At 71.3% G+C, this 12,679-nt stretch carries 12 protein-coding genes and 1 pseudogene; 7 read left to right on the top strand and 6 right to left on the bottom strand.

The window, feature by feature from the left end:
- Positions 1 to 102 precede the first annotated feature (102 nt).
- Positions 103 to 867 (bottom strand): DUF72 domain-containing protein, encoded by a 765-nt coding sequence (locus ACZ4A5_RS16890; protein WP_467583718.1) that lies wholly within the window; start codon positions 865 to 867, stop codon positions 103 to 105.
- A 53-nt stretch (positions 868 to 920) separates the two neighbouring features.
- Here ACZ4A5_RS16890 and ACZ4A5_RS16895 point away from each other — a divergent pair, with 53 nt between their 5' ends.
- The 3 genes and pseudogenes from ACZ4A5_RS16895 to ACZ4A5_RS16905 all read left to right on the top strand — a co-directional run bounded on the left by ACZ4A5_RS16895 (position 921) and on the right by ACZ4A5_RS16905 (position 2,350).
- Positions 921 to 1,331, top strand: coding sequence for an HIT family protein (locus ACZ4A5_RS16895; RefSeq protein ID WP_467583721.1), 411 nt, complete (start codon positions 921 to 923; stop codon positions 1,329 to 1,331).
- 50 nt (positions 1,332 to 1,381) lie between these two features.
- Positions 1,382 to 2,011: pseudogene (locus tag ACZ4A5_RS16900) on the top strand (phosphoribosyltransferase); the annotation flags it as partial.
- 69 nt (positions 2,012 to 2,080) lie between these two features.
- Positions 2,081 to 2,350, top strand: a complete 270-nt coding sequence (locus ACZ4A5_RS16905) for a DUF1876 domain-containing protein (RefSeq protein WP_398874732.1) — start codon at positions 2,081 to 2,083, stop codon at positions 2,348 to 2,350.
- Between the two features lie 70 nt (positions 2,351 to 2,420).
- Here the strand turns inward: ACZ4A5_RS16905 and ACZ4A5_RS16910 are convergent, their stop codons facing one another.
- From ACZ4A5_RS16910 to ACZ4A5_RS16930, 5 genes are all read right to left on the bottom strand, one after another.
- Complete coding sequence (locus ACZ4A5_RS16910; protein ID WP_467583725.1) at positions 2,421 to 2,792, bottom strand: Rieske (2Fe-2S) protein; 372 nt, start codon at positions 2,790 to 2,792, stop codon at positions 2,421 to 2,423.
- Positions 2,793 to 3,623 (bottom strand): iron-containing redox enzyme family protein, encoded by an 831-nt coding sequence (locus tag ACZ4A5_RS16915; RefSeq protein ID WP_467583728.1) that lies wholly within the window; start codon positions 3,621 to 3,623, stop codon positions 2,793 to 2,795. It lies immediately after the preceding gene.
- A gap of 92 nt (positions 3,624 to 3,715) precedes the next feature.
- Entirely contained in the window at positions 3,716 to 4,540 is an 825-nt protein-coding gene (locus ACZ4A5_RS16920) for a dihydrodipicolinate synthase family protein (protein ID WP_467583731.1), read from the bottom strand.
- Positions 4,527 to 5,030, bottom strand: coding sequence for a DUF6190 family protein (locus ACZ4A5_RS16925; protein WP_467583734.1), 504 nt, complete (start codon positions 5,028 to 5,030; stop codon positions 4,527 to 4,529). The genes ACZ4A5_RS16920 and ACZ4A5_RS16925 overlap by 14 nt, the downstream gene beginning before the upstream one ends.
- Entirely contained in the window at positions 5,020 to 6,174 is a 1,155-nt protein-coding gene (locus ACZ4A5_RS16930) for a pyridoxal phosphate-dependent aminotransferase (protein ID WP_467583737.1), read from the bottom strand. The genes ACZ4A5_RS16925 and ACZ4A5_RS16930 overlap by 11 nt, the downstream gene beginning before the upstream one ends.
- A 345-nt stretch (positions 6,175 to 6,519) precedes the next feature.
- Here ACZ4A5_RS16930 and ACZ4A5_RS16935 point away from each other — a divergent pair, with 345 nt between their 5' ends.
- The 4 genes from ACZ4A5_RS16935 (at position 6,520) to ACZ4A5_RS16950 (ending at position 12,311) form a co-directional block, all read left to right on the top strand.
- Positions 6,520 to 7,188: a GntR family transcriptional regulator gene (locus ACZ4A5_RS16935; RefSeq protein ID WP_467583740.1), complete on the top strand. Its 669-nt coding sequence runs from the start codon at positions 6,520 to 6,522 to the stop codon at positions 7,186 to 7,188.
- A complete protein-coding gene (locus tag ACZ4A5_RS16940) occupies positions 7,185 to 7,883 on the top strand; it encodes a DsbA family oxidoreductase (RefSeq protein ID WP_467583743.1) in 699 nt (232 codons plus the stop codon). Before ACZ4A5_RS16935 ends, ACZ4A5_RS16940 begins: the two co-directional genes overlap by 4 nt.
- Positions 7,884 to 8,168: 285 nt before the next feature.
- Positions 8,169 to 10,832, top strand: a complete 2,664-nt coding sequence (aceE, locus tag ACZ4A5_RS16945) for a pyruvate dehydrogenase (acetyl-transferring), homodimeric type (protein WP_467583746.1) — start codon at positions 8,169 to 8,171, stop codon at positions 10,830 to 10,832.
- A gap of 201 nt (positions 10,833 to 11,033) precedes the next feature.
- Positions 11,034 to 12,311, top strand: a complete 1,278-nt coding sequence (locus ACZ4A5_RS16950; protein ID WP_467583750.1) for a CAP domain-containing protein — start codon at positions 11,034 to 11,036, stop codon at positions 12,309 to 12,311.
- Positions 12,312 to 12,679: the final 368 nt, after the last annotated feature.

Raw genomic sequence — 12,679 nt, forward strand, 5'->3', positions numbered from 1 at the left:
CCCGTACGGACGGCGCGTTCCGGGCCGTGCGCGTTCGGGCCACACCCGCTCTGACGCCGCGGCCCGCGTTCCCGTTCCCGGTGGTACGGCTTCCTGTGGCACTCAGCCGCGGAGGCCCGAAGTCCGGGTCACGGTGCGGCCGTGCGCGGTGGCGGCGCGGGCGAAGACGGCGGCGTCGTGGACGGCCGCTCCGCCGGGGTCGTTGTTGAAGTAGGCGTACACATCGGCCCGGTCGGGCCACTGGTCGGCGATCCGCCGGGCCCAGCTGGTGAGCGCCTGGCGCCCGTAGCGCGGCCAGGGCCGGGCCCGGCCGCAGTGGAAGCGCACATAGCCCCAGTCCGCCGTCCGCCACAGCGGCGTCACGGGCCGGGAGTCGCGGTCCACCCAGCACAGGGCCGCGCCGTGGGCCTCCAGCACGGCCCACACCTCGTCCGTCCACCACGACGCGTGGCGGGGTTCGACGGCCACGCGGGTGCCGGTGGGGAAGCAGCCGAGCGTGGCGTCCAGGGCGGTGGGGTCGGCGCGGAGGGTGGGCGGCAGCTGGAGCAGTACGGGCCCGAGCCGCTCCCCCAGGCCGGCGGCGCGCCGCATCAGCCGGCCGACCGGTTCCTCGGGGTCGCGCAGCCGCTTGATGTGGGTCAGATAGCGGCTGGCCTTGACCGCCATCACGAAGCCGTCGGGCGTGCGGTCGCGCCAGTCGGCGAAGGTGGCCGTCTCGGGCAGGCGGTAGAAGGAGTTGTTGTTCTCGACGGTGGTGAAGTGGCGGGCGTACTCCTCGAGCCACAGCCGTTGCGGCAGGCCGGCGGGGTAAAGGTCACCGCGCCAGTCCTTGTACTGCCATCCCGAGGTGCCGACGAGCAGGGGCATGGCATGATCCTTGCCCGGGGGGACCGGATCCGCCACCAGCGAGGTGCGACGTCGTGGACTGTGTGTTCTGTGCCATCGCGGCGGGCGGGGCGGAAGCCCACCGGGTCTTCGAAGACGAGGCGGCGGTGGCCTTCCTGGACGCCCGGCCGCTCTTCCCCGGGCATGTGCTGGTCGTGCCGAAGCGGCACGCCGAGACGCTCACCGATCTGCCGGTGGCGGAGGTCGGGCCGTTCTTCACCCGGGTGCAGCGGGTGGCGGGGGCCGTGGAGCGGGGCATGGGCGCGGCCGGGTCGTTCGTCGCGGCCAACAACCGGATCAGCCAGTCGGTACCGCATTTCCATGTGCATGTCGTGCCGCGCAACCGCAAGGACGGGCTGCGGGGGTTCTTCTGGCCGCGCACGCGCTACGCGTCGCAGGAGGAGGCGGCTCGGGTGGCGGCGCGGGTCCGGGAGGCTTTCGCCTGAACGCCATGGACTATCCGGGCGAAGCTGGCCATATTGGATACATGGCCAGCATGAGGTTCCGCGATCGCGTGGACGCCGGGCGGCGGCTCGCCGAGCGGCTGGGGCACCTGCGGGACGGGAACACGGTCGTGCTCGGGCTGCCCCGTGGGGGTGTTCCGGTGGCCTTCGAGGTGGCCGAGGCGCTGGCGGCGCCGCTGGATGTGATCCTGGTCCGCAAGCTCGGCGTGCCCAGCCACGCGGAGCTGGGCTTCGGTGCCATCGGCGAGGACGGCGTGCGGGTCGTCCACGACAGCATCGTCCGGATGGGCCGGGTCGACGAGGACGACCTCGCGGAGGTGCAGCGCCGCGAGGAGGCCGAACTCGCCCGGCAGGCGGACCGGTTCCGTGCCGGACGGGCGCGGATCCCGCTGGCGGACCGTACGGCGGTCGTGGTGGACGACGGTGTCGCGACGGGCGCGACCGCGGCGGCCGCCTGCCGGGTGGCGCGGGCCCACGGCGCGGCCCGGGTGGTGCTGGCGGTGCCCGTGTCCCCGCCGGACGCGGCCGAGGAGCTGCGCGCGGAGGTGGACGAACTGATCTGTCTTTCCACGCCGGCCGTCTTCTTCGCGGTCGGCGAGTGGTACCAGGACTTCTCCCAGACATCGGACGAGGAGGTCGTCGATCTGCTGCGGCGCAGCAGCACGGCGCGGACCGGCCCCGGCAGCGGCCGGGACGACGCCGGAACGTGAATCGCTGGAGGTGTGATTGCCATGGAGACGATCGTCGAGTGCACCATCGATCTGGAATTCCGTGAGGCCGGGCCGCTGACACAGGCGGCGGCGCGGCTGCGTATGCGTGACGGCACGGATTTCACGGCGCACGGTGTCACCAACCGGAATCCGGACGACCCGGGTCAGCAGCGGGTCGGCGAGGAGGTCGCGGCGGCGCGGGCGCTGTACGGCCTCGCCGAGCAGCTGCTGGAGAAGGCCGGGGTCGACATCGAGGAACTCACCCATGAGCCCGCGCATCTGACGCACTGACCGGATGAGCGATGTGCCGGTCGTGCGGAAGCACGCGTGTGCTTCCGCACGACCGGCACGGCCCGAGCCGTCAGTTCACCGGCTCCGGCGACCGCTCGGTGGTCTCCCGTACGCACAGCGGGGTGCGGGTGGGGCCGGTGACGGCCTCGCCGGTCTCCAGGGAGAAGCTCGAGTGGTGCAGGGGGCAGGTGATCCGCAGCCGCGCGGCGTTGACATAGCCGTGGGCGAGGAACCCCTTGCGGTGCGGGCACAGGGAATCGGCTTCGAATTCCCGGTCACCGACGCGGATCCGGATGCGGCCCTCACCGATCTGCTCGACACTGCTTTGCCCGACCGCGGCGCCGCTCTGCCCGGCACTGCTCTGCTCGGCACCGCTCCGCCCGGCACTTTTCCGCTCGATACTTTTCCGCTCGGCCGGGACCGGCCCTGTCGTGTCCGGCATTCAGCCCACCTTCAGCGCTGAGGCGACGGCCGCCTCGGTGGCACCGCCGATGACGTCACTGGCGAGCTTGAACCCCGTCCACACCTTGGCCGGGTGCAGGTCGGCCTCGGCGTCGAACTCCCGGATGGCGACCTGGAGTTCCTTGGCGTGGAAGTTGTCGATGTGCAGGTGCTCGGTGTAGTAGCGGGCCCCCTTCAGGCCGAGCCTGGTGGCGGCGTCGGCGAAGCACTGGAACGCGTAGAGGATGCTTGATTCCAGATAGCACAGCGCGCCCAGGAAATACTCCGGGCGCGGCGCCCGGGCGGCCGCCCAGAAGAAGGTGTTGACGTAGGCGAACGTCTCCTCGTTGGTGCGGTCGAGGTAGTCGCCGACCTCCAGCGACATGTCCAGTTCGGTCATCAGGTCGCGGTAGATGTTGAAGTGCGCCTGGTCGAGGTTTCCGCAGCCGAATTCGTCGACGAGCACCCGGAAGACCGCCATCTTGGCCTTCTTCGGGAGCCGCCAGACGATGGGCAGGAAGGACTCCGACTCGGTCAGGCCGTCCACGGCGAACTGCGCGACGACCTCCTTGAACTGCTCGCGGTCGAGGTCCTCGGCCAGGACGCGTTCGAACTCGGGCGCGTCGGCCTTCTCCGCGTCGAGCAGCTCCTTCATCCGACGGCTCAGGGCCGCGCGGTCGGCCATCTCCGGGGCGGCCGCCTCGATCTCGCGGGCGCGGCCGACGATCAACCGCTCCTCCAGCTCGTGCAGTTCGCGCAGTTCATCGGGGGTGGGTATGGAACGGTTCAGTACGAAGAGGCGGCTGCCGGCCGTACGGGTCGTGGTGGTCACGGAAGGCTCCCGGCGGATCACGGATTCACGGATTCGGATGGGCGCCGGCGCGGGCGCGCGCGGAGGCTGCGCGCCCGTGCCGGCGCGTGCGGTCAGCTGACGGGCAGCGCGGTGCCGATGACGCCCCGGCGGACCAGCTCCGCCTTGACGTGCAGATACCAGTCGTCCGTCAGCAGCCGCAGGCGCTCGGACAGCGCGTCGACGCGGGCCTGTGCCTCCTCGTCTCCCCGCGCGAGCGCGGCGGCGCAGACCGCGGGTTCGAGGTTGGCCAGCGGCCCGACGAAGCCCTGCACACCGGGCGCCCGGGTCAGCAGGTGTTCCCAGCCCTGGAAGACGGGCACTCCCGCGGCGTTGTCCAGCAGCTGCCGGGTGAACTCGGCCGAGCCGCTGGAGTCCTTGACGCCGACGATGCCGGGCAGCTCGCAGACCTTCCGCAGCGCGTCGATGTCGAGCGGCGCCTTGGACTCCACGTGCTCGTGGTAGACGAAGACCGGCAGCGGGCTGCCGTCGAGGATCTCCGCGAAGTGGTCGACGAGACCGCGGCGTTCGCCGTCGGCGCCGGGGAACGGCGGGGGCACGACGACCGCGTCGGCTCCGAGGTCCGCCGCCAGCCGGGCGCGGGCCAGGATGCCGTCGACGTCACCGAGCGCCGCTCCGGCGAGGACGGGGAGGCCGTCCGCGTGCTCGACGGTCAGCCGCACCATGTCGGTCCACTGCCCGGCCGAGAGCGTCCAGCCCTCGCCGGTGCTCAGGGCCGGTACGAGACCGGTGACGTCCCGGCGCACGGACCGCACCAGCTTCCCGACGCTCGCCGGGCACACCCGGCGCCGCTCGTCGACCGGGGTGACGAGGGGCACGAGCGTGCCGCGCAGGCCCTTCAGCCGCCGGGCCGCCGCGGCCGTGTCAGAGCTCGGCATGGTCGGCCTCCAGGACCAGGGACCGTTCGTAGAGCTTGTCGAGCGCGGCGGGGAAGACACCGCGCTCCGCGGCCGGTTCGGGCTCCCGCACGGAGGGTCCGAGTCCGGTCAGGGCGGTGAGCCGCGGGTTGACGGTGATCAGCCGGCCGCCGGTGGCGACGACCGAGGCGAGCAGCAGCCTGTCGCGCACCCGCAGTCCGGAGGTCTCCGCGGGCAGGGCCGCGGCGGCGACCAGGTCGGCCTCCGTGTAGGCGCGCCGGGTGATCGGCATCAGGGAGTGCAGCACGTCCATGAAGGGGTAGTAGTCGTCCTGCACCTCACGCGGCGCGTGCCACACGAAGTCGTCGCAGCGGCCGACTTCCTCGTAGGTCATCACGACGGGCCGGTCCAGGTGGGACGCGAAGAAGGCCGTGCAGGCGGCCCGTACGGACGGGTCGGTGCTGTGCATCCCCATGAAGAGGGACGCGTCCAGATACAGCTCAGGCGCCATAGCCGTCCACCGCCTCGCGCAGGCGGGTCACCGAGGTGAGGAACTCGCCGGGGTCACGGGCCAGTGCCAGGCGGACGTAGGACTCGCCACGCTCGGGCTCGTTCCAGAAGAAGTAGGTACCGGGGAGCACATACACCTCGTGCCGGGCCAGGTGGCGCTGGAGGTCGGTCGCCTTGATGTCCGCGTCCTGGATGCGGAACCAGGCCACGCTGACGTTGACGGCCGGTTCGATGTGCTCCAGGAGGCTGCCGGCGAGGGCCTTCTGCGCGGTCTCCCGGTTGCGGGTGATCACGTCGCGGACCGATGCCATGCCGTCCTCGATGGAGTCCTCCACATAGCGGGCGAGGAAGTTGAGGATGAAGGGCGAGACGTCGAGCAGCACACTGGTATGGATGTTGTAGACGTCCTCGTAGAGGTCGCGGCTGCAGGTGAGCAGGGCGCACTTGGCGTCCTGGAGCGGCCAGGTCTTGCCGGTGTCCTCGAGCGCGATGTAGCGGACGCCGGAGGTGTCGAGCAGCTCGTAGAGGTCGAAGCGGCCGAAGCGGGGGTCGGCGAGGGCGAAGGCCGCGAAGCAGAGGTCGACGATGAAGAGCTTGTCGTGGTCGACGCAGAAGCGGATGACCTCCTCGAAGCCCTTGCGGCCGTGGGAGAGCAGGCTGAACCCGGTGGGGTTGTTGGGGTCGACGAGGAAGAGCGCGTCGGTGGTGACGGAGGCGGCGAGCCGCTCGTAGATGCGGTCGGCGTCGTGCAGGGCGTCCTCGGGGACGGGCACGGGGTGCACACCGACGTTGCGCAGCACGTCGGGGAGGTTGTCGAAACACGGCTCGACGAGGCTCACGCTGATGTCGTGGCGTTTGAGATACATGCCGGCGACCAGCGTCGATATGGAGGCCGCGTAGGAGAGCATGGTCGACTCGGCGCGGACGCTGTTCTGACCGTGCAGCCGGAAGAAGACCTCCTTGAAGCGGTCCTCCAGTTCGGCCTGTTTGGTCGCTTCCGCCTCGTACCACAGGGCGGGCAGGGCGGCGACGATCTCCTGCTGGCCGGGGGACTGCTGCTGGTGCGTGTGGGCGTCGGCGAGGTTGAAACGGGTCTTGAGTGCCTCGATCTCGTGCTGGGTGAGGTCGAGAAGCTGCTCGGTCACGGGTTCTCCTTCGCAGGCTGCGGCAAGTGAGCAACAGACAGGTGCCGGGGGGCCGGTGGGCCCCGCGGTACGGCACGCCGGGGACGTCCGGGCAGCTGGCGCACGGGCGTTCGCGACGGCCGGGTGGAATACGGGCCAGGGATTCCGCTGACATGGCGGGACGGGATCGCACTGGACCAGGAAACGCGTCGACCGCGTGGATGGCGCCGGACCCGCATCCGGCCTTGCCGGAGGTCAGGTTCCCGTCTGCGAAGTGGCTTGAAGCACCCGCGAATTGACCCCCGTCGTAACGTACGTTAACCGATGATCGATCATCGCTCAAGGCTGTTTGGGAGAACCACGTCCATGACCGCAGTGCCGCTCCGTCACGCAAGCCCCACCGCGCGGCCGACCCGCGCCCCGCTCAGCGACCAGGTCCGGCGGATCCTGCTCGACCATCTCTCGCGGGGGCGGTGGCAGCCCGGCGACCGGATCGTCGAGCGCCGGGTGGCGATGGAGCTGGGGGTGAGCCAGACGCCCGTACGGGAGGCGCTGCGGGATCTCCAGGCGATGCAACTGGTCGAATTATCGCCAAATAAAGGAACTTGGGTCCGGGAGCTGACCCCGCGGCGGCTCGGCGAGGTCTATCCCGTGCGCAGCGCCCTGGAGCGGCTGGCCGCCGAGCTGGCGCTCGCCCGCCTCGCGGACCGCGTCGCCGTCCTGGAGGAGCACACGGCCCGGATGCACACCGCGGCCGAGGCCGGTGACGTCGACGGACAGGTCCGCCACGGCGTCGCTTTTCACCGGGAGATCGTCGAAGCGGCCGGGAATTCCGTACTGTTGCCCAACTGGGAGTCGCTGACCATCGAGTTGTGGACGCGGCTCTCCCTCACCCGGCTGCGCACCGAGCTGCACACCAACGCCTCGGACCACGAGCCTCTCGTCGAGGCGTTCCGGCGGCGGGATCCGGCGGCCGGGCGCCTGCTGCAACTGCACATCCTGGGCTACGCCCTTGAACCGATCGGAGCGTCATGACCACCACCACCGCACCCCAGGACGACGTCCGCCCCGGGGTCATCACCGTCTTCTCCGACATCTGGTGCTCGTTCGCGCACGTGGCCATGCACCGGCTGCACACCACCCGCAAGCGGCTCGGCCTGGAGGACCGCGTCCGGCTGGACCACCGCGCCTTCCCGCTGGAGATGTTCAACAACGGTCCGAGCCCCCGGCCCGGCACGGACTCGGAGGTGGGCGGCGTGGCGCACATCGAGCCCGAGGCGGGCTGGCAGCTGTGGCGCGCGCCCGACTGGAAGTTCCCCTCCACCTCGCTGCCGGCCCTGGAGGCGGTGCAGCTCGCGAAGGAGCAGAGCCTGGAGGCGTCCGAACGACTGGATCTGGCGCTGCGCCGCGCCTTCTGGGCGGAGAGCCGGTCGATCGGGGCGTACGCGGTGGTGCTGGCCGTCGCCGAGGAGACGGAAGGCGTCGATCCGCGGCCCATCGCCGAGGGGCTGGCCGAGGGCCGCGCCCGCGCGGTCATCGCGCGCGACTTCCGCTGCGCGAAGGAACACGGCGTCAAGTGCAGCCCGCACTTCTATCTCCCGGATGGATCAGATCACGCCAATCCCGGGGTCGCGGCGCGCTGGCACGGCGCGTACGGAACGGGCTTTCCCGAGGTAACGGCCAATGACCGGGGCGTTTACGAGGCGCTGCTGGAGCGGGCGGCCGACTGACCCACAGGTCAGGACGGCCCGGGCGGGCCTGCGGGGAAAAATGATCGATCATCGTTCATTACCGATGGGTAGATGTTGACTACAGCAACTTGGCGCTCCTAGCGTGAGTCGGACGGAAACGTGGTTCCGCTACACGGAATCAAAGGTTCTAACGGGGGCTCACCGGCGGGCCCCGGCGGCCGGTCCACCCGCATGCCTGGTCGCGCGTCACCATCGCCGGGGGTACCACGGCAGCAGCACGCGGCGCCCCCGGTCCCCACCCGGGATCGTGAAAGAGGATCACCCGTGTCCCAGCTCGACCAACTGCCCGACAAGGACCCGTCAGAGGTCGCCGAGTGGCGCGAGTCCCTGGACTCCGCCACCCGGTTCGGGGGAGCCAACCGGACGGCGTACCTGCTGCGCCGTATGGCCGAACACGCCGAGCGGACCGGGCTGGACCTCCCTCCGCTCCTGGAGACCCCTTATCTCAACACCATTCCGACCTCCGCCGAGCCCGCCTACCCGGGCGACGAGGAGCTGGAGGCCCGGATCACCGCGTGGAACCGCTGGAACGCGGCCGCCATGGTCACCCGTGGCAACCAGCGCGCGGGCCTCGGCGGCCACATGGCGACCTTCGCCTCGGCGGCCTGGCTCTACGAGACCGGCTTCCAGCACTTCTTCCGCGGCAAGGAAACGGACAGCTCCGGCGACCAGCTCTACATCCAGGGCCACGCCTCCCCCGGGATCTACGCGCGCGCCTTCCTGGAAGGCCGCCTGACGGAGGGTCAGCTCGATCGCTTCCGGCAGGAGGCCGGCGGCGACGGGCTGCCCTCCTATCCCCACCCGCGCCGGCTGCCCTGGCTGTGGGAGTTCCCCACCGTCTCCATGGGCCTGGGCCCGCTCTCCGCCATCTACCAGGCGCGGTTCAACCGCTATCTGGAGCACCGCGGCATCAAGGACACCTCCCGGTCGCACGTCTGGGCCTTCCTCGGCGACGGCGAGATGGACGAGCCGGAGTCGACCGCCGCCCTCGCCCTCGCGGGCCGCGAGCGGCTGGACAACCTCACCTTCGTCATCAACTGCAACCTCCAGCGCCTCGACGGCCCGGTCCGCCCCAACTTCAAGATCGTGCAGGAGCTGGAGGCCCAGTTCCGCGCCGCCGGGTGGAACGTCGTCAAGTCGCTGTGGGGAAGCGCCTGGGACAAGCTCTTCGCGAAGGACACCGAGGGCGCGCTGCTCAAGCGCCTGCGCGAGGTCCCGGACGCCCAGTTCCAGACGTACGCCACGGTGGACCCGGCCTATCTCCGCGAGCACTTCTTCGGCGCCGAGGGCCCCGGCTCCCCCCTGCACACGATCGGCGCGGGCCTCGCGGACGCCGAGCTCCTGGAGCTCTTCCGCACCTCCCGCGCCGGTCACGAGCCGCGCAAGGTGTACGCCGCCTACCGCGCCGCCGTCGAGCACCGGGGCGCGCCGACCGTCGTCCTCGTGCAGACCGTCAAGGGCTACACCCTGGGCCCGGGCTTCGAGTCGCGCAACGCCAACCACCAGATGAAGAAGCTCACGGGGAAGGAGTTCCGGGCGATGCGGGATCTGCTCGGCCTCCCCATCCCCGACAGCGCGCTGGACGGCGAGCTGGTGCCGTACGCCCACCCCGGCGAGAACTCCCCCGAGGTGCGCTATCTGCGCGAGCGCCGCGCGGCGCTGGGCGGCCCGGCCCCGGCCCGCAAGGTCGTCGCCAAGCCGCTGCCCGAGCCCTCCGCGAAACCCTTCGAGGCCCTCCACAAGGGCTCGGGCCGCCAGGAGATCGCCACCACCATGGCGTTCGTCCGGCTGGTCAAGGACCTCATGCGGGACAAGGAGACTGGGCCGCGCTGGGTGCCCGTCGTGCCCGACGAGGCCCGCACCTTCGGCATGGAGTCGCTCTTCCCCTCGGCCGGGCTCTACTCCCCGGCCGGCCAGACCTACGACCCCGTCGACCGCGACCAGCTCCTCTACTACAAGGAGTCCAAGGACGGTCAGATCCTCAACGAGGGCATCACCGAGGCGGGTTCGCTGGCCGACTTCACGGCGGCCGCCACGTCGTACGCCACGCACGGTGAGCCGATGATCCCGTTCTACATCTTCTATTCGATGTTCGGCTGGCAGCGGACGGCCGATCAGTTCTGGGCGCTGGCCGACCAGTTGGGCCGCGGCTTCGTCATCGGCGCCACCGCCGGCCGCACGACGATGACGGGCGAGGGCCTCCAGCACGCCGACGGCCACTCGCACCTGATCGCCTCGACCAACCCGGCGGCGGTCTCCTACGACCCGGCGTTCGCGTACGAGATCGCGGTCATCGTCCGGGAGGGCCTGCGGCGGATGTACGGCCCCGACGCCGAGGACGTCTTCTACTACCTGACGGTCTACAACGAGACCAAGGTCCAGCCGGCCATGCCCGAGGGCGTGGAGGAGGGCATCCTCAAGGGGCTCTACCGCTTCAAGGAGGCCGCCGGGGCGCCGGCCGAGGCACCGCGCCTGACACTGCTGGCCTCCGGCACGGCCGTCCACTGGGCCCTGGACGCCCAGCGGCTGCTGGCCGACGACTGGGGGGTGGCCGCCGACGTGTGGTCCGCACCCTCCTGGACCGAGCTGCGCCGCGACGCCCTGTCCTGTGACGCGGCACGGCTCAAGGGCGAGGACCGGGTCCCGTACGTGACCCAGGCACTGCACGGCGCGCCGGGTCCGGTCCTCGCCGTCAGCGACTGGATGCGGGCGGTCCCCGACCAGATCGCCCCCTGGGTCGAGCAGGACTGGACGTCCATCGGCACGGACGGCTTCGGTCTCTCCGACACCCGCGAGGCGGCCCGCCGCCACTTCGGTGTGGACCCGCAGTCGGTGGCCCTCGCGGCGCTCGCCGCGCTGGCCCGCCGGGGCGAGGTCAAGCCGGAGACGGTACGGGAGGCCGCGCGCCGGTACGGCCTGGAGGGCTGACCCGCACCCTGTGACACAGGCCCCGCCCGGTGACCGACCGGGCGGGGTCTGACGCATGGGCGCGGGACGTCACCGCTCCTTCGCCGGCCAGAGGTTCGTCTCCCTGTCCCGGGCATGTTCGCGAACCGCGCGGGAACCCACGCCGCCCCGCGGGCCGTTCTTCCAGCGCTCTCCACGAACGACGAGGACACAGGTGCGGCGATGACCCAGTTGACACCCGGCGGCAACACCCCGCTCCCCCACGGCCCGGTGTCCCTCCGGGTTTCCGGGCCGTTCGACCTCTCCGCTCTCATCACCGACGACACCGGGAAGGTCACGGGGGACGGTGACTTCGTCTTCTACAACCAGCCCTCCGCCCCGGGTGCCCGGCTGCACGACGGCGGCCTCACCGTGGAGCCCGCGCGGCTGCGGGCGGGAGCGAGCCGGGTCACGCTCGTCGTCAGCCCGGCGACGCCCGGCACCCCGCTCGGCCGGCTGCCCGCGCCCGCCCTGTCCGTGACGGGCGGCGGCCGGGACGTGCTCGCGCGCTTCACGCCGCCGCGCCCCACGCGCGAGACCGTCCTGCTGCTCGCGGAGCTCTACCGCCGCGGAGGCGAGTGGAAGCTGCGCGCGCTCGGTCAGGGGTACGCGGACGGGCTGGCCGGGATCGCCCGCGACTTCGGCGTCGACGTGCTGGAGGAGAACGCGGAAGAGGATGACGCCGATCCGCTTGCCGCACTGGTCAATTCGGGGCGGGCGCGCGGCGGCGCGCCGCCGGTGACCGTGGACCCGAGGCTCACGGCCGCCGCGCGGGGCCACGCGGCGGCGATGGCGGCCCAGGGGCACCTCGGCGCCGAGGGGGCCGACGGCGTCTCTGTCTTCCAGCGCGTCACCGGCAGCGGCTACGCCTATCTGGGCCTGGCCGAGCAGCTGGTCTCCGGGCCCCGTACGCCCGCGGAGTTCCTGGATTACTGCCTGGGCGAGGCGGAGGCCGGGCGTCCGCTCCGGGATCCCGCCTTCACGGCCGTGGGCATCGCCCACGCCGTGGACTCCCGCTCGGGCACCACGTATTGGACGGCTCTGTGGGCGAGCCCCTTCAGCTCGGCGGGCCTGGCGCGGACCGCCGCCGAGGTCCTCGCCCTCACCAACGCCGAGCGGGCCTCGGCGGGTCTGCCGCCGCTGGCCGACGACCGGCGCCTCGGCGCGGCGGCGCAGGCGCACTCCGCGGACATGGTCGCGCGCGACTTCTACGCGCACATCTCGCCCGAGGGGAGCCGCCCTTGGGACCGGGCCGCCGCGGCGGGATGCGCCCACCGGGGCATCGGCGAGAACATCGCGTGCGGCCAGCGCTCCCCCGCCGAGGTCGTCCAGGGCTGGATGGACAGCCCGGGGCACCGGGCCAATATCCTCGATCCCGGCTTCACCCACATCGGCGTCGGGTTTGCCGGCGGCGGCCGGGCGGGTACCTACTGGACGCAGCTGTTCGGCCTGTCAGGGTGAATCGGCCCCCAACTCCCGCGATTGGCACAGGAGTCCGAAGGTACCGTAATTACCGCTACAGAATCGTTCTTTCACAGCTACTTGATCGTTCTACCACCGAGTAATCCCGCCCATCCGCGACGATTTGCCGGAGCCCATGGGCGCGCACCTTTTCCGTTCCCCCTAAATCTTTCGACACAGCTTCACCAACGGTTGGCGATCTGCTACGTTGGGTACGCTCGAGATACCTCAGGGGGGCGCCGTGCGGAGAAAAGAATTCGCTGTTGGCGTGCGCAGCCTGATTGATCCGACAGGCCGGTCCTCAGCGGCTCGTTCGGCCCCCCGCGTGGCGCGACCGCGATCCTTCGACAAAGGCGTCGGGGCTCTCA

Source organism: Streptomyces sp. NPDC025618, from assembly GCF_055558795.1.

Coding starts and splice junctions, on each gene's coding strand:
- ACZ4A5_RS16890 (WP_467583718.1), bottom strand. CDS start 867: ATGCCCCTGCTCGTCGGCACCTCGGGATGGCAGTACAAGGACTGGCGC.
- ACZ4A5_RS16905 (WP_398874732.1), top strand. CDS start 2,081: ATGGAGACGATCGTCGAGTGCACCATCGATCTGGAATTCCGTGAGGCC.
- ACZ4A5_RS16910 (WP_467583725.1), bottom strand. CDS start 2,792: ATGCCGGACACGACAGGGCCGGTCCCGGCCGAGCGGAAAAGTATCGAG.
- ACZ4A5_RS16920 (WP_467583731.1), bottom strand. CDS start 4,540: ATGCCGAGCTCTGACACGGCCGCGGCGGCCCGGCGGCTGAAGGGCCTG.
- ACZ4A5_RS16925 (WP_467583734.1), bottom strand. CDS start 5,030: ATGGCGCCTGAGCTGTATCTGGACGCGTCCCTCTTCATGGGGATGCAC.
- ACZ4A5_RS16935 (WP_467583740.1), top strand. CDS start 6,520: ATGACCGCAGTGCCGCTCCGTCACGCAAGCCCCACCGCGCGGCCGACC.
- ACZ4A5_RS16940 (WP_467583743.1), top strand. CDS start 7,185: ATGACCACCACCACCGCACCCCAGGACGACGTCCGCCCCGGGGTCATC.
- ACZ4A5_RS16950 (WP_467583750.1), top strand. CDS start 11,034: ATGACCCAGTTGACACCCGGCGGCAACACCCCGCTCCCCCACGGCCCG.